Genomic DNA, 16,960 nt, shown 5'->3' with positions numbered 1-16,960 from the left:
GAGTTATCTCAAACTGTCGACAATACGATTGCGAATTTGAATGCTACTCGGTTCTAACGGCTGATAAAGGTAGCTGCGATCTAATACTTCTTTATTCGGGAAAAGCTCGGGATCGTTTTGATACTCCTGAGAAGTGAGTGCTTTTGCTTTTGAACTTGGCGTTGCAAACCATGAATCCATTGCGTTTTGAGCGGCGATTTCGGGTTGCGATAAGAAGGAGAGAATCGTGGTTGCCTGTGGAGATCGCTCTCCGTTGTTAATTGCAGCCATACACTCTAACCATAAGGTTGTTCCTTCTAGAGGCACTGTGTAGGCCCAAGATGCCTCAGGTTCGGTATCATTAAGCACATAGCTGTCACCTGAGTATCCGTAGGCGAGGTCGATGTTGGCTAAGTGTTCGGGATGACGAATATAATCGACAACGTATTCATTACTTTCAAGGTGAGGCTTCTGTGCTTGTAGCGTTTTGTAAGCGACTCGAAGTTCTTGTTCGTTGTTGGTAAACGGCTCAAATTGATTCATCAGAAGCGCAGCACTCACCAAATCCGTAGGCTCATAATACATGCTGATTCGGCCGCTGGTTTTGGTTTCAGGGTCTAGAAGAGCGCCCCAAGACTTGGGAGTCTCAACTTTTCCGCTTCGGTATAAGATGCCGGATGTCCCCCAAGCGTAGGGGATTCCATATTCGCCACACCCATCCACCCATCTTGAGTCAAAGTTGCTTGAAAGGGATTGCTGCAAGTCGCTCAGGTTGTGGAATAAGTTCTGTTTAGCCAGCGCTTTCAGTTTAATACTTTCAATGACAACCAATTCAAACGCACCTCGTCGTTCACTCAATAGCACTTCATCACGAATGGACTCGTCAGAAAAATATTGCTGCTTTAGTGAGATGCCGTAGGTATCACTCAACTGGGTAACGACGCTGTCAGATAAAAATTCATCCCAATTGTAGAGATAAATATCATGCTGCTGGCCAAATACAGGGCTAGCCAAAAAGGATGTTGACGCAAGTATTGATACGCAAAACGCTTTCACTGACGGATTCCCTTTCGTACGTGATAACTAAATCGTAGCCCAAAATTTGCGACATGATTCAAATTTAGGCACTTAATTTAACTTCAACTTCATGCATTTCATGCAAATAGCAACTTGCTACTCCTACTTGATACCGAACCTTTATCGTGTGAGGCAAGGATGACTCCGTCGTATCGTATTCAACACAAGTACGTATTCCAGTTTATTGTCCGTGAATGGATTATTTAAATTAATATTCATCATAATATCCATTCTTACAAGTTATTAAGCATTAAATAATGATGCGGTGATTACCTTTTTCGGGTTTTCGCTCGTATTAATCGTCGTTATTCCTTTGTTTTGCCATCGCGATTTACTCTTATGTTCAATGTTCTTTTATCCCTAAAAACACTTCTATAACGTTTGTTTATCATTTGTTTCGTTTCTCAATAAGTATCGATAAAGTTGTTGCTAAAGACTTGTAGCACAAGGTGATTGTGCTTATTGTGGGCAGCAATATCTAGGTTATGTCCCAACGAGCCATGATTGCTGGTTTGGGAAATGTTGTGCATTTAGGAGCCATTGTGGATTTAGAGATATATCAAGTAGATTCGTTTACAACTCAAGCGTTTAAAGGGAACCCTGCCGGGGTCTGTATCTCCAAAGAGCCGTTGGATGAGTCGTTAATGTTTTCAATCGCTGAAGAGATGGCGGTATCTGAAACGGCTTTTCTCGCGCTTAACACTATGACGCTTAAATGGTTCACTCCCGAAGTCGAAGTGAAGCTGTGTGGACATGGCACACTGGCAACGGTTCATGTGATGAAAGAACAAGGACTGCTTGAGACAGGTGATAAGGTCGTGTTTAACACCTTATCTGGGGAATTATCTGCCGCCGTTTGTGAATCGTCTATCGAGCTTGATTTTCCTAGTACACAGCTATCATTGCGTTCTGAACCCAACCTCACGCTGCTTGAACACCTAGGTTTAGATCCGCATCAAGTAGTTTCATTCAGAGAATTTGACTCTAAGCAGTTAATCGAAGTTTCCAACGAACAAGTGTTATTGGAGCTTTCACCAAACTTTGATGCGTTAAAAGGTATTCAAGGGCGAGGTGTAGTGGTGACAGCATTGGCAGCAAATACGGAACTTGATTTTGTTTCTCGCTACTTTGCACCTTGGGTTGGGGTTAATGAAGATCCTGTGACTGGCTCGGCACATTGCGCATTGACGCAACACTGGGCAGAAAAGCTCAACAAAAGCAGTTTCAGTGCTTATCAGGCGTCTCGTCGTGGTGGCTATATGTCGACTGAATTATTGGCTAATGGGCGAATAAAGTTAATCGGCTCTGCGACCACTGTGATTAGTGGTGTGTTGAAGCTTTAGATTTTTATAGAAGCTTTAGAGCGCTGTTTGCTCTGTTTTGTTGTAACCGCCTAGTATGTTTTATTCGATTATTCACCGTGAAAGAAGCGGCTAGGGCGGAATGTTATTATTGAAGGAATCACCGTGTCTGCCTTTTATCTTTCCCAAGTATTAGTCGCGATAGCCATTTGTTTTGATCTTCTGTCATTCCAATTCAAGGAAAGGAAGAAAATCGTCACTTGTCTGTTCTTTGCTGGCGTTCTTATTTCGAGTCACTTTATCCTTCTTGAACAATGGACAGCGGCGAGCTTAATGACGATTGCCACGATTCGCTATTTGACGAGCGTATTTTCTACCTCGTCTAAGTTTAAATATTTGTTTTCTTCGATGTCGGTGGTCGCAACCGCAGTGACTTACTCAGGGCTGACCAGCATATTGAGTTGCTTTGCCTCCGTATTTCAGACCTTTGCAGCCTTCAATAAAGATGACCGTCGATTAAGAGAATTGATGATCATCGGAACCAGCTTTTGGTTGGTTCACAATTATTTAGTTGGTTCGCCAACAGCGGTTGTTATGGAGGCGCTGTTTATCTGCAGTAACTTGGTGGGCTATTACCGTTTTTACTTCAAAAAGAGTGCCGCTGCTTAGGTTTACAGTACAGCTAAGGCCCAAGTTGTTAATCAATTCAATGCTAGCTAGGAGAGCTTGATGCCAAACATTTACAATGATGTTCCTCCATCAATACCCAATGAAATATTCAATGACCTGATTGCCAACGACAACATTCGAATCGAGAGAATACTCTCATATGGTCACAGTTCACCAGACGAGGGTTGGTATGATCAAGATGAGAATGAATGGGTAATGGTGATCGATGGGCAAGGGGTGATTGAGTTTGAAGATGGTCGCATTGTTACCTTGTCTAAAGGGGATTATCTCAATATTTCCGCAGGTGAAAAACACAAGGTGCTGAGGACGGATAAAGATGCGGTGACGATCTGGCTCGCTGTGTTTTATCGTTGATATCTTGCTCTAAAGCTGAGGCTGTTAGGTTATAAAGCTTGCTGATTCAGCTGTTTATTTTCACCTCAGAAAGGACTTAAGACAAAAAGGAGTATGTTGTGATTAGAATTCGAAACTATCAAGCGAATGATGACAAAGCACTGTGGGAGATCTTCTTTCATACGGTACGTAACGTGAATGTTCGAGATTATTCTCAACAGCAAGTCGAAGCTTGGGCACCCAGTAGCTTTGACTTTGCGTTATGGCAAAAGCGTATGAATGGGTTACAACCCTTTGTGGCTGAACTCGATGGTTGCGTAGTTGGCTATACTGACCTGCAACCAAGTGGCTTGATTGATCACTTTTTCTGTCACCACGAATATCAAGGGAAGGGGGTAGGGAAAGCGTTGATGGAACATGTTTTCACTGTGGGTCGAGTTCGTGGCGTATCGAGATATTTCTCTGAAGTAAGTATTACCGCAAGGCCTTTTTATGAGCACCTTGGCTTTAAGGTAGTAAATGAACAGGAAGTCGAAATGCGTGGCGTAAAGCTGACCAATTACGTGATGGAAAAGGTAGTTGAAGATAGAAAAGTCAGTTGAATAGGCGGGCTAGTGTTCGTAGGGATACAGAAACCGAGTTTGAAATATTAATGAACCTTTTTAAGGATAACTTTTCCTGATCTATTGATATTGTCGATGAGTTCAAATTGTGTGCAAGATAATTTGTCTAATCTAAACATTGAATGAATACAAGGAGTGTTGTTCATGAGTCATGTGAGTAGATCTAAACTATATACATTGGTGTCGATGTTGTCCTTCGCTGTTGGCGTTCTTGCCTTAGATGCTGGGGTGTCGGGGCTATTTCCTCTCTTTGTTGTCGTCATCTCATTCTTTTCATTTGTCATCAACTCGTTTCTTTGTTTGTTCGGAGGTAAACGCGAAGATGGCTTTGATGCCTATCAAAAAGCAAATCAGACTCGGTCGCGAGCACTGGTCAAAGGCTTAGAAGACTCGAACAAATAAACCTATGCCTTCAGACGAACGGTAATCTCATTTTTGACACAGTTTTCACCTGCTTTTTGTTCTCTTATTCAAGAAAAATCATCACTTTAGCGATAATATTCACTGCAACTAATTTGAGTGAAGGAAGTAACGTGGGAATTGAAGCTTTAGTGTTTGTGATGGACGCATTAATCACCGCATGTTGTATGTACATCGCCTCTAAAATGTCTTTCGTGGTCGCAGATTTTAAATCCCTTCTTACTATTGCTGTTATCGTTGCTCTAGTGTCATTGATTCCAACAGTAGGCTGGGTGTTAGGGTTGATTCTGTTTGTGTTCTTACTCGGGAAAGCGACGCACTCTAGTATTGGTGACTGCATCTGGGTGGTGGTCTTCACGAAGGTGGTATCGATGGCGGCCTTTCTGATATTCGGGCGCTTGTTTATGTAATCCGGGTTCTTGCTTATATCAAGGCAGGCTTGGCTAGTTTGATACCGATCTTAACTTGGTATTTAAACGTCAAAAGGGTGTGAACCTGTCACACCCTCTAAGAAGCTTTGATTTGTGTTCATCTTTATTATTTGGGCAGTAATACAGCATCAATCACATGGATAACACCATTGCTTGCTTCAACATCTGCCATCACGACCTGCGCTTTGTTGATCATCACGTTGCCGTGATCAATTCCTACCATTACCGCTTCGCCTTGCACTGTTACGGCACTATCAAGTTTCATCACTTCAGACGCCATTATTTTCCCTGGCACCACATGATAGGTCAGTACTGCGATCAGCTTGTCTTTGTTTTCTGGCTTCAACAGCATATCAACCGTTCCTTCTGGTAGCGCAGCGAACGCTTCATCCGTTGGCGCAAACACTGTGAAGGGACCGTCACCTTTCAATGTTTCAACTAAGCCTGCCGCTTTTACCGCTGCTACCAAGGTGTTGAAAGAGCCGTTTTCAGCCGCCACGTCAACGATATCTTTCTTCATTCCGTGGTGATCAGCGTGAGCAAAAGCCGTAAAAAGAAGCGTCGCAACTAGCACTGACATGGTTTTGATTAATTTATTAAACATATTGTCTTCCTTTGAGTTTTGTCCGTTATTTTCGAGAGGTATTACGAAAGCCCAATCGTGATAGATCAATTTGTTGTGTCTTTGAGTGAATGGTTAGCGATATCGACAGCGTCAAGCGAATAAATTTATGTTGTCAAATGCTTGTTATAATTCCATTTTGATGCTTATAGTTATTTGATGCTTATAGTTATTTGATGCTTATAGTTATTTGGTGATTATTCAAGTAATGGATGTGAATATGAGGTTTGTTTTACCAGTAGTCTTTTCTGCATTGGCTTCAATGCCTGCATACAGTGGCCTTGCTCCAAGTGAAGGCTTCAGCGGTAACTTCAGTGTATTGGCCGGTTTCTACTCTGACAGTAGTAATTTGAGTACTGAACAAGATTCGAATCAAGCCACCAACACCCAGGAAGGGGAGAGTGAAAACCAAGGGCTACTCGGCTTTTTGGGTACTGTTCAATATACTTTTGGCGAATCGCTGACTCACCAAGTGTATGCGGGTACGACACGAGAGGATATTGCAACAGGTACCATTGCGTTTGAGATCGGTTATCGACATCAGCTATCTGGAGGCACAATATTGGATTTTTCTGTTCTTCCTACGCTTATCTCGGGCAAGGCTTGGACGGATCCGTATGCTGTTGGCGTTAATCGAAATGAAACGGATGTGAAAGGTAATGTAGGACGACTGCAGCTCACTAATATCGGTGGAACTGGTTTTCGAACGGATCTCGCATTTGGGCAATCTGATGTTGATGAAGAGCTATCTGGTAGCCAAGTCTTATCTCCGGAAGATACTGTGCTGCTGGATAGGGAAAGAACCTATGTGTACGCCAAAGCAGGGTACCGCTTTATCTTGCCAAACCAAGCAGGTCTATTTGTTCCTTCAATGGTGTATTTCCACTCAGACGCAGAAGGAGGAGCACTCAGCTTCGATAGTTATGGAATTGAATTAAACTACGCGAAGAGAGTCGGTCGCCACGGTTTTGTTGTTACCCTAGATGCAAGTGACCGTGAATATGATGAGTCGAATCCAATTTACGGGCAAGTACGTGAAGAAAATGAATACGGTGCATTTTTAGCTTATGAGTTCGGTGGCTTAATGGGTTATGAAGATTGGTCGTTTATTTCATTACTCGGTGTAAGGTCGATTGACTCTAAGATTGACTTTTACAGCTCTGAACAAGCATTAGCTAGTGTTGGTGTTGACTACAAATTCTAATATTCACACTACGTCAACAAAACTAATCAAAGCAGAAGCTTAAGAGCAGCCTTTCTATTTGTGTAATTATTTCGAGCACTTACACCTTCAAAGGTTGTAGGTGCTCGTTGCTATCCGTAATATGAAAATTAGCTTATGGACAAAAATAATATAATAAGGAAGCGCTTTGGAAATACAAATTAGACATCTTGAACCCACCGATAACCAAGATATTTTTGATATTTATCGCCGCCCTTCAGTTTCAGAAAACACCTCACAAAAGCCTTATCTTAGTTCTGAACAAGTGGAGCGACTGTTTGGCCATTCAGACCATTTCACTCTGGTTGCGGAAGTCTCCGGCAAAGTAGTGGGTCACATTACTTTATTCATGACCACCAAGGTAAGAGACAGGCACTGCGCTGGTCTTGGTATTGCTATTCACCCAGATATGCATGGTAAAGGGGTCGGTAAGGCGTTAATGCAAGAAGCGATCAATCAGGCGGATAACTGGCTTAATCTCGTGCGTCTTGAGTTAGAGGTTCATGCCGATAACCACGCCGCTATTGCTTTGTATGAACGTGTAGGCTTTCAGTTAGAAGGCACAAAAAGACTCAGTACGTTCAAAGCGGGTAAGTACATCGATATGTTGCTGATGTCGAGAATACGACCAGATTACCGTTGAGATCGAACCAAACAGGTTCCTGCTTTAGAAATCGGTTAATGAGCAATTGATTAGTGAAATTCCCATTAAACTCTGTATAGTAGCAACCGTTTGCTTCGTATAACCCCAATGATATGGTTTGGGGGTCTCTACCAGCTCCCGCAAAGTGCTGATTACGAAGGGTTTAGATCACAATTGTGTTCTTACTCTTTGTAATGGCGTTCAAGAAAACCTCCTGTCTATTATTCAGAGTAAGTGCACACCTAAAATCCATAGTAGGTGAAATATGAACGCATTTATTCAAGGGCTCCCAAAAGTAGAGTTGCATTTACACATTGAAGGTTCGCTCGAACCTGAGTTACTTTTCCAGCTTGCTCAACGCAATGGCATTGAGCTGCCTTATTCATCCCCAGAGCAACTAAGACGCGCATACGAATTTGATGATTTACAGTCATTTCTGGATATCTATTATCAAGGTGCTGATGCACTGCGCACAGAACAGGATTTCTACGACTTAACATGGGCTTATCTAGAACGCTGTAAAGCCGACAATGTTATCCATACTGAGATTTTCTTTGATCCTCAGACACATACCGATCGTGGCATTGCATTCGACACCGCTATTAACGGCATTCATCGTGCGCTTGAACAGGGTCATAAAGAGTTGGGCATTACCTCTCAAATCATCGCATGTTTTCTGCGCCATTTATCTGAAGAGAGCGCCATTCAAACGTTCGCAGAGGTATTGAAGCATCAAGATAAGATCGTCGGGGTTGGACTGGACTCTTCTGAATTAGGACACCCACCAGAGAAGTTCAAGCGTGTATTCCAACAAGCAAAACAAGCGGGCTTCTTGACGGTGGCGCATGCAGGAGAAGAAGGGCCGGCTCAAAACATTGTCGATGCGATTGAAATGCTCAGCGTGAGTCGAGTGGATCATGGTGTCCAGTGCATGACAGACGAAGCTCTAATCGAAGAGCTGATTGAAACCAAAATGCCACTGACGGTGTGCCCACTGTCGAATATTAAATTGCGTGTATTCGATGTGATGGAAGACCACAACATTGTCGAACTGCTCAGAAAGGGTGTGGCTGTAACGATTAACTCGGATGACCCTGCTTATTTTGGTGGTTACATGTCGGATAACTTTAATGCGGTGAGCAAAGCTCATGAGATGACGCATCAGGAGTTAGCGCTGTTTAGTTTGAATGCGATAGACGCGAGCTTTATTGAAGCGCCATTGAAGCAGCAATATCGAGAGCTTGTTCAAGGTTACTTAGCTAAAGCTGATTTTGACCAGAATTTCTAGCCGCTGTGCCCATTTACTAGCAGCTGAGTATAAAGCGCTAGGATGGCCAACTAAAGTGGATGGTAAAGTGTTCTCGACTGAGTCTGCTTAATCTCTATAAGCCTAAATCATCTAGATGAAGACAAAAAAGAAGCTGGCAGTTTGCCAGCTTCTTTCATTTTTAAATTAAGCTCATTGAGCTACTTGTTCACGTAGTCTTTGAATTTCTGCTTGGTTTCAGCATCCGCTTTTTCGTACCAGAAATAGAGCATCTCTTCAGCTGTATTTGCTGCATTTCCGTCAATCTTTGTTGGAAGCGTTACCGGTTGTGCGACAGCAGCTGCTACGCCCGCGCTAGAACCTACTGTAAGTGCAGCGATGCCGCCTTTCTGGTTGTACTCCTTCGCTTCTTGCGGGTACTTACGACCAATCTGCATGCCATCTTTGATAAGTTTGTCTTGCTTAACACTGATTGCATTTTGGTTTTCATCAACCAGTTTCCAATCTAAGTTTTGAAGGCCTTTTTTCGCTTCGTTGGTGTTACGGAACTTAGGCATGTCAAACGTCAATGCTGTGTCTGTCGCATCAAAAGTAGCAATAATGGTATCGCTGTCGACAAACTCACGGTCGTTGCCTTGGCTGAAAGCAACTTGATATTTGAAAACGATTTGGTTTACGCCATCTGGAACGGTGATCGTTTTGCTCGAAGAGAAGAAACCACCGTCAAGATCGGGTTTAGCTTCATTTACAGCTAAGACTTCGACTAAAGCATCTGCGCTAGAAGGAACTTCAATTGTTACGTCAGCTAACACTTGTGGTGCTGCGATAATTGTCGAAAGCAGCGCAATGGATTGTAATGTTTTCATAGTCATACAGTTGTTTATGGGCAGTTGAACTACAATCGCATGGTAAGAACTCCAATTCAAGTCATGTCATAAGGATTTGAAAAAATTTGCGAAATCTTAACGCAACGGTCATATATTAAGGTTCACATTGACTAGTGTGAGTTTTTATTTTTGAAAAATGAGAGGGTAGGTTGGGTGTGAATTGTACTAGTTGGCGGTTCGCGTCTTATGTTATTTGTATTGGATACTAAAAAGCCGCGGTCACTGCATTCAGTCACCACGGCTTCGTTATTACATTTTTAATCTAGAGTAGCTTATTTAGCTTGCGCTGCTGCCGCTTCTAATTGCTTAAGTTTACCTTGAAGCATGTATGCATTCTGGTTGAAGTTACCAGGGTTCAGTACTTGGCTATTCTGCATAGGGTAATCTGGTAGCGTCGTCATAAACTCTTGAACCTGATTTCCTACTGGAACGAATAACCACATGTTGTCTGCCATCCAGCGTAGGTACATACCAGACTCGTGCGGTGCTTTCTCGAATGGGTCAGCACGTAGGTGAACAACTTGAGGCCAGTTTGGTTGGAAACGAACTGCATCCACAATGTTACCATCCATCACAGCAAACGAAATCTTGAAGTCATTCCAACGTACTGCGTTTAGCTCAGCGTTAGCAGAGAAGTAAAGCATGCTGTCACGAGGGCCTTTCTCTTCTTTACCTTGGAAGTAAGGCAGGAAGTTGTAACCATCTAGGTGTACGCGCCAGTTTTTACCGTTGTAAGTTGCACCTTTGTCAGATGCTAGCTTCTCAACCACTTTATCATCACCAGCGGCTGCTAGTAGAGTAGGAATCCAGTCTTGGTGGCCCATGATATCGTTGATTTTAGTTCCAGGTTTGATAGTCCCAGGCCAGCGAACTAGCTGAGGCACACGCATACCACCTTCGTAAGTTGTACCTTTCTCACCGTGGAAGTAAGTTGCGCCGCCATCAGGCCAAGAAACCGTTTCAGCACCGTTATCGGTAGAGTAAATTACGATAGTGTTGTCAGCGATTTTTAGTTCATCCAGCTTGTCTAGAAGCACACCAACATGGTCATCATGCTCTAACATACCATCAGCATAAATACTGATACCTGACTTACCTTGGTATTTCTCTTGTAGGCGAGTCCACACGTGCATACGAGTGGTGTTGTGCCAGATGAAGAATGGTTTGTCAGCTTTTACCGCTTTTTCCATGAATGCTAGAGATTCTTCTAGGAACTCTTCATCCGCATGCTCCATACGCTTACGCGTCATTGGGCCAGTATCTTCAATCTTACCGTCAGCAGTAGACTTGATTACACCACGAGGGCCGTAGTTCTTACGGAACTCTGGGTCTTTAGGGTAGTAATATGTTTCAGGCTCTTCTTCGGCGTTTAGGTGGTACAGGTTACCGAAGAACTGGTCAAAACCGTGGTTCGTTGGAAGGTGTTTGTCTTGGTCACCCATGTGGTTCTTACCGAACTGAGCTGTCATGTAGCCTTGTTCTTTAAGAAGGTCTGCGATCGTTGGAGCCCAATCAGGGATACCGTGGTCCGAACCTGGCATGCCGATAGTCAATAGGCCAGTACGGAAAGGTTCTTGACCTGTTAGGAATGCAGCACGACCAGCAGTACACGATTGTTGACCGTAGTGGTCAGTAAATAGTGCGCCTTCGTTAGCAATACGGTCGATGTTAGGTGTTTCGTAACCCATCATACCGTTGTTGTATGCACTGATGTTGAATACACCAATGTCATCACCCCAGATAGCAAGAATGTTTGGTTTTTCTGCTGCTGTTGCCGCTGAAGAAGCTGCTAATAAGCCAACACCTAATGCTAGTTTATTAATTTTAGTACCCATAAGGACTCCGATTCACTTTTAAGATTAATGCGTTAGAACAACGCATCGATGAGCAAATGTTATTCTCAAAATTCCGTTACGTCCTTTTATAGTGCTTATAACCAATCGTTATGATGCTTAGGTAACCTATTGATTAATATCAGCTCCAGTGGGTACGTAGAATAAAGCCTTAGTTTGTATGTGTGATCCTTATCATGTTTGTTGGCGTAAACCTTATCGATGATTTCTGTATCCGTATCTCAATAAAAATGACAAAAAGATTAATAGCTTAGGGTATCTCGCGCATGTGTAAAAAATGGACTATACGTTGTAGGGCAGGATGCAAATAACTTACGAAGAGGTTTCTATGACAGCGAAATATGGCGCTAAACGTCGATTAGCGATTTTGGGTACAGCGATGATGGCCGCGTCCAGCGCCACTTTTGCGGCTGAAAAGCCAAATATATTGGTTATTTGGGGGGACGATATTGGTCAATCCAATGTGAGTGCATACACCTTCGGTCTCATGGGTTACAAAACCCCGAATATTGATAGCATCGCGAAAGAAGGGATGATGTTTACGGACTATTACGCAGAGCAATCTTGTACTGCGGGTCGCTCTACCTTTATCACGGGACAAAGTGTATTACGAACGGGTTTGAGTAAAGTAGGTTTGCCGGGCGCAGACATTGGCTTACAAGCAGAAGACGCGACAATCGCAGAAATGCTGAAACCTATGGGTTACATGACAGGTCAATTTGGTAAAAACCACCTTGGCGATAAAGATGAATTCCTTCCAACAGCACACGGGTTTGACGAATTTTTTGGCAACCTTTACCACCTAAATGCTGAAGAAGAACCAGAGAATGAAGATTACCCAACCGATCCTGAGTTTCGTAAGAAATTTGGCCCTCGTGGTGTCATTAAGTCATTCGCTGATGGCAAGATTGAAGATACCGGTCCACTGACGCGTAAGCGTATGGAAACGGTTGATGAAGAAACACTAGACGCGGCACTTGATTTTATGGAGCGCGCAGTGAAAGCGGACAAACCATTCTTCCTGTGGTGGAACGCGACACGTATGCACTTTAGAACGCACGTGAAAGCCGACAGTAAAGGCGTAACCGGTGTCGGTAACTACGCTGATGGTATGGTTGAGCACGATCGACACGTTGGGCAACTATTGAAGCAAGTGGATGAGTTGGGTATCAAAGACAACACGATTGTTTTCTACTCAACGGATAACGGCCCTCACATGAACTCTTGGCCTGATGCGGGTACAACGCCGTTCCGTGGTGAGAAAAATACTAACTGGGAAGGCGCATACCGTGTACCAGCAATGGTTCGTTGGCCTGGTAAGATTGAACCAGGAACCGTATCTAACGAAATCATGCACCATATGGACTGGATGCCAACCTTCGTTGCCGCCGCTGGTGATGACCAAATCAAAGAGAAACTACTCAAAGGTCATACTGCCGGTGATAAAACGTTTAAGGTTCACTTAGATGGTTACAACTTCCTTCCTTACCTAACGGGTGAAGAAGAGAAAGGCCGTCGTTCGGAGATCTTCTACTTTACCGATGATGGTGATTTAGCGGCGCTTCGTTACAACCAATGGAAAGCGGTGTTCATGGAGCAGCGTGCAACGGGTACCATGCAAATTTGGGCTGAACCGTTCGTGACGTTACGTCTTCCTAAGCTGTTTAACCTGCGTATGGACCCATACGAAAACGCAGACATTACATCGAACACATATTACGACTGGTTGTTAGACCATGCTTATATGTTCGTTCCAGCACAAGCGTATGTGGGCAAGTTCCTAGAAACCTTTGCTGAATATCCGCCACGCCAAAAAGCCGCGAGCTTTAGCTTGGATCAGGTAATGGAAAAACTTCAGGAATCTCATAACAAATAAGTAATTGTTTGAGTGAAACTGAACAGATTGAAGAGCTCTTAGGAGCTCTTTTTTTATGCGCATACCGATGAGTAAATCCCGGTCGTGAATATGAGTCACAACTATCGAGCTCATTGCCACTAAATAATTGTAAATTCGTTGTTTTTACGTCTACCTTATTAAGCATAAGGATGTATAAAAACAAGGAATGTTATGTCTGCATGGTTGTGCTTACTGGTAAACGGATTGAAACACCAGCAAGCCGCAGTATTATCCGCAATCTTGTCTCCACTGATGTTGTCGCTGTTCAGTCTGAACGCCTATGCCAACGAGCAAGATCCTAATATCAACTCTGATATTTCAAAGGCCAACTCTGTAGCGTCACCCGTTAGCTCTGACGCTTTACCTATCGGTTCTAAAGCCAGCTATGTCGGTTCGGAAGCATGTGTTGATTGTCATAGTGAAGAAGTCGCAGCGTGGGAGGGCTCTCATCATGATATGGCGATGAAGCACGCTACAGACGAATCTGTATTAGGCGATTTCAACGATCAAACATTCACTCATGACGGTAAACCTAACCGATTTTTCCGCAAGGGCGAAGAGTTCTGGGTCAATATTGAAGGGCAAGACGGCCACTTTAAAGATTACAAAATCAGCTATACCTTTGCCTTTGAACCACTACAACAATACATGGTTGAATTTGAAGACGGCCGTGTACAGTTGATTCCTTTCGCTTGGGATTCTCGCACTGAGGGCGAAGGCGGTCAACGCTGGTTTCACCTCTATCCTGATACCACCAACACCGATGAATTCTACTGGATCAATAGCGGTCAAAACTGGAACTTCATGTGTGCCGATTGCCATTCAACGAATCTAGAAAAAAACTACGACAGCGCGAGTAATACCTACAACACTACTTGGTCTGAGATTAATGTTGGTTGTGAAGCGTGTCATGGCCCAGCGAGTGAGCACGTTGAACAAGCCAAGCTAGCCAAAGCCAATGGTGGAAAGGATGCTCAAGTCTCGGCGCATTATGGTTTTGACCGTGACTTGTCGAAATCGGTGAAAGAGTGGATCTACCAAGAGGGCAACTCAACCCTGCAACCAAAAGACATCATCCATACCAATCAAGTTCAAACCTGTGCTCAATGCCACAGCCGACGTACTCAGTTGAATGAAACAAGCGACCACGTGAACGGGTCATTCTTTGATAAGTATCGCCTGAGCTTAATTACTCCTGAGCTTTACCACAACGATGGTCAAATCTACGATGAAGATTATGTTTACGGATCTTTCCTTCAATCCGTTATGGCGGAAAAAGGCGTCACATGTACTAACTGCCACGATCCCCATACTGCTGAACTAAAAATTGCGGAAGAAGCCGTGTGTAGCCAATGTCACATTGCATCAGAATACACGCCTGAGAAGCACACATTCCACGAAGCGAATACTGAAGCTTCACAATGTACGACTTGTCACATGCCAGAGACGACTTACATGGAGGTCGACCCAAGGCGTGACCACAGTTGGCATATCCCACGTCCTGATATTAGCCAACACATCAAGACGCCGAACGTGTGTACTAGCTGTCATGAAGATCAAACCGACCAGTGGGCAGATAAGCAAATCGGTGAGTGGTTCCCAGATTCTAAGTATCGTAATCAGCAGCACTTTGCCGTTGCCTTTTATGCTGACTCGATAGGGCACAGAGGTGCAGAGGATGCGTTGGCATACTCGGCTCAGGACTCTAGCTTAAGCAATATCATTCGTGCATCGAGCTTAGAACGTTTGGGCGGTAATACGGGTAAGAATACGCTTATTTCGCTGGCAAGAGCGGTGAAACATGATGATGAAATGATCCGTTTGGGTGTGGTACAAGGCTCGTCTGGTTTCCCATTCACTGACCGTTGGCAAATTCTAGAGCCGCTACTGAAAGACCCTGTATTGTCGATTCGTTCAGAAACCGCAGGCGCATTAGTGCGTTATTGGGGAGAAATGAACCCTCTGCAGAAAGACCAAATCAAGCCTGCATTAGAAGAGTACATTGAAATACAGCAATTTAATGCCGACAGAGGATTTGGACGTACTAACCTAGGCAACGTTTACCGAGATTTAGGCCAGCACGACAAAGCGATTGAGTTTTATCTAGGCGCTATCGAGATTGAGCCTTATTTCGAAAACAGCTACGCCAATTTAGCGGATTTGTATCGAGCGCAAGGTAACGAGGCAAAAGCGTTGTCGACCTTGAAGCAAGGTATTGAAGCTCAGCCTAAATCGAGTGTTTTGCCATACAGCACAGGATTGTCTCTGCTTCGTGTGAAAGATTACGAACAAGCAACGGACTACCTTAAACAAGCCGCTGAAACTGCGCAAACCGACCCTCAATATTGGTATGTGTACGGATTGGTTTTGGAAAAATCGGATGTGCTTGCGGCAAGTCAATCACTGCATAAGGCTTACCAATTTAGCCGCAACCCACAGCACCTGTATGCCCAGTGTGAAGTGTTGGCGCGAAACAGTCATATACCGGGCGTACCAAAGGCGTTTGAGCAATGTATTTCATCATTGAGCAAAGTGGCACCGCCGGAAGCCATTAACCAATTGAAAGCTAGGTTTAAATAAAGCGATGAGGTGAGCTTGGCTATCGAGCTTGCTGCTTATTCCGCTTGTAACTAATTATCGCGCTTATGAGCAATTATCACGTTTATAACTAATAGTTATGGGGCTTGTGAGTAGGATGTACGCAGCCAGATTGAATTAAGGGAAGACCTATGAACCATGCGCAACAAGCAATTAACCAACTGATTGAACAAACAGAGAAAAGTGTTATCGGTCAGAGCCACGTCGTTCGGGCTCTGGTGATAGGGTTATTGACTAATGGCCATGTGCTTTTAGAGGGACTTCCCGGTACAGCGAAAACTCGCTCAGTAAAATCGCTGGCGAATCTACTGAACACCAGTTTTGGTCGAATTCAATTTACGCCAGACCTGCTGCCATCTGATGTGACGGGCACGGAGGTGTATCAAGAGCTTGATGGAAAGCCTCAGTTGCATTTCCAACCGGGTCCTATTTTCAACAGCATTGTATTAGCCGATGAAGTGAACCGTGCGCCTGCAAAAGTACAGGCTGCTCTGCTTGAAGCGATGGCGGAAGGGACGATTACGGTGGGTGGTCAAACTCACATCCTGCCAGATTTGTTCATGGTGCTAGCCACACAAAACCCAGTTGAGCAAGAAGGTACGTATCCACTGCCTGAAGCACAAATGGACCGTTTCATTATGAAAGTGACAGTCGACTATCCAGAAGATGAAGCTGAACGCGACATCATTCGACTTGTGCGCAGTGAGGAACTCGGTAGCGAGACCAGTTCAGAATTAGTCACGCCACAACATATTGAACCTGAGTTGGTACTTGAAGCTCGGCGCCAACTTCCAGACATTGCCGTTTCTGATTTAGTTGAGAAATACATTGTGGCCTTGGTGATGGCAACTCGTAAGCCAGAGCGTTACCCAGAATCAAACTTGTCTAAATGGATTGAGATTGGTTCAAGTCCGCGAGCTTCCATCGCGTTGGATAAATGTGCTCGCGCTTATGCATGGTTGCAAGGACGTGACCATGTCACGTTGGACGATGTGCGTGCCATGTTACCAACCGTATTAGGTCACCGATTCTCGTTGTCTTACGACGCATTGGCCGATGGTGTTGACCATCAAAGAGTGGTTGAAGAACTGCTCGATAATGTTGAGATTGGATAACT

At 44.1% G+C, this 16,960-nt stretch carries 16 protein-coding genes and 1 riboswitch; of the genes, 12 read left to right on the top strand and 4 right to left on the bottom strand.

The features are described 5' to 3' along the window. Positions 1 to 3: 3 nt before the first annotated feature. Positions 4 to 1,035, bottom strand: coding sequence for a PotD/PotF family extracellular solute-binding protein (locus AB4249_RS18420; protein ID WP_372058252.1), 1,032 nt, complete (start codon positions 1,033 to 1,035; stop codon positions 4 to 6). 563 nt (positions 1,036 to 1,598) lie between these two features. Here AB4249_RS18420 and AB4249_RS18415 point away from each other — a divergent pair. The 6 genes from AB4249_RS18415 (at position 1,599) to AB4249_RS18390 (ending at position 4,833) form a co-directional block, all read left to right on the top strand. After that, positions 1,599 to 2,399: a PhzF family phenazine biosynthesis protein gene (locus AB4249_RS18415; RefSeq protein ID WP_065584627.1), complete on the top strand. Its 801-nt coding sequence runs from the start codon at positions 1,599 to 1,601 to the stop codon at positions 2,397 to 2,399. A 123-nt stretch (positions 2,400 to 2,522) separates the two neighbouring features. Continuing rightward, entirely contained in the window at positions 2,523 to 3,026 is a 504-nt protein-coding gene (locus tag AB4249_RS18410) for a YgjV family protein (RefSeq protein ID WP_017060023.1), read from the top strand. Positions 3,027 to 3,086: 60 nt separating this feature from the next. Then, the gene (locus tag AB4249_RS18405) at positions 3,087 to 3,401 is read left to right on the top strand and encodes a cupin domain-containing protein (protein WP_372104303.1); all 315 of its coding nucleotides are present in this window, start codon (positions 3,087 to 3,089) and stop codon (positions 3,399 to 3,401) included. Positions 3,402 to 3,499: 98 nt separating this feature from the next. Further along, a complete protein-coding gene (locus AB4249_RS18400; protein ID WP_372104300.1) occupies positions 3,500 to 3,982 on the top strand; it encodes a GNAT family N-acetyltransferase in 483 nt (160 codons plus the stop codon). A 165-nt stretch (positions 3,983 to 4,147) separates the two neighbouring features. After that, complete coding sequence (locus AB4249_RS18395) at positions 4,148 to 4,405, top strand: hypothetical protein (protein WP_017060020.1); 258 nt, start codon at positions 4,148 to 4,150, stop codon at positions 4,403 to 4,405. A gap of 131 nt (positions 4,406 to 4,536) precedes the next feature. Continuing rightward, entirely contained in the window at positions 4,537 to 4,833 is a 297-nt protein-coding gene (locus tag AB4249_RS18390; RefSeq protein ID WP_017060019.1) for a hypothetical protein, read from the top strand. Between the two features lie 127 nt (positions 4,834 to 4,960). On the opposite strand, the gene AB4249_RS18385 is transcribed toward AB4249_RS18390, so the two are convergent. Beyond that, positions 4,961 to 5,458, bottom strand: coding sequence for a fasciclin domain-containing protein (locus AB4249_RS18385; protein ID WP_017060018.1), 498 nt, complete (start codon positions 5,456 to 5,458; stop codon positions 4,961 to 4,963). A gap of 238 nt (positions 5,459 to 5,696) precedes the next feature. Here AB4249_RS18385 and AB4249_RS18380 point away from each other — a divergent pair, with 238 nt between their 5' ends. From AB4249_RS18380 to AB4249_RS18370, 3 genes are all read left to right on the top strand, one after another. After that, positions 5,697 to 6,680, top strand: a complete 984-nt coding sequence (locus AB4249_RS18380; protein ID WP_372104296.1) for a DUF2860 family protein — start codon at positions 5,697 to 5,699, stop codon at positions 6,678 to 6,680. 166 nt (positions 6,681 to 6,846) lie between these two features. After that, a complete protein-coding gene (locus AB4249_RS18375; protein WP_372100646.1) occupies positions 6,847 to 7,341 on the top strand; it encodes a GNAT family N-acetyltransferase in 495 nt (164 codons plus the stop codon). Between the two features lie 75 nt (positions 7,342 to 7,416). After that, a riboswitch (purine riboswitch) is annotated at positions 7,417 to 7,516 on the top strand. Between the two features lie 90 nt (positions 7,517 to 7,606). After that, positions 7,607 to 8,629: an adenosine deaminase gene (locus AB4249_RS18370; RefSeq protein ID WP_136979512.1), complete on the top strand. Its 1,023-nt coding sequence runs from the start codon at positions 7,607 to 7,609 to the stop codon at positions 8,627 to 8,629. Between the two features lie 179 nt (positions 8,630 to 8,808). Here AB4249_RS18370 and AB4249_RS18365 read toward each other — a convergent pair whose 3' ends face one another. Both AB4249_RS18365 and AB4249_RS18360 read right to left on the bottom strand, forming a co-directional pair. After that, complete coding sequence (locus AB4249_RS18365; protein WP_372100647.1) at positions 8,809 to 9,474, bottom strand: DUF2057 family protein; 666 nt, start codon at positions 9,472 to 9,474, stop codon at positions 8,809 to 8,811. A 293-nt stretch (positions 9,475 to 9,767) separates the two neighbouring features. Continuing rightward, a complete protein-coding gene (locus AB4249_RS18360) occupies positions 9,768 to 11,330 on the bottom strand; it encodes an arylsulfatase (protein WP_017064704.1) in 1,563 nt (520 codons plus the stop codon). Between the two features lie 346 nt (positions 11,331 to 11,676). On the opposite strand from AB4249_RS18360, the gene AB4249_RS18355 reads away from it, so the two are divergent. The 3 genes from AB4249_RS18355 (at position 11,677) to AB4249_RS18345 (ending at position 16,958) form a co-directional block, all read left to right on the top strand. Beyond that, the gene (locus tag AB4249_RS18355; protein ID WP_372104293.1) at positions 11,677 to 13,224 is read left to right on the top strand and encodes an arylsulfatase; all 1,548 of its coding nucleotides are present in this window, start codon (positions 11,677 to 11,679) and stop codon (positions 13,222 to 13,224) included. Between the two features lie 192 nt (positions 13,225 to 13,416). Further along, on the top strand, positions 13,417 to 15,825 hold the full coding sequence (locus AB4249_RS18350; protein WP_372104290.1) for a tetratricopeptide repeat protein: 2,409 nt from the start codon (positions 13,417 to 13,419) through the stop codon (positions 15,823 to 15,825). Between the two features lie 149 nt (positions 15,826 to 15,974). After that, positions 15,975 to 16,958 carry an AAA family ATPase gene (locus AB4249_RS18345; RefSeq protein WP_372104287.1) on the top strand — a complete coding sequence of 328 codons (984 nt, stop codon included), beginning with the start codon at positions 15,975 to 15,977 and terminating at the stop codon, positions 16,956 to 16,958. Positions 16,959 to 16,960: the final 2 nt, after the last annotated feature.

Source organism: Vibrio sp. 10N.261.55.F4 (genome assembly GCF_041470465.1).
GTDB lineage: Bacteria > Pseudomonadota > Gammaproteobacteria > Enterobacterales > Vibrionaceae > Vibrio > Vibrio crassostreae_C.
This window is presented reverse-complemented; position numbering and strand designations above follow the sequence as displayed.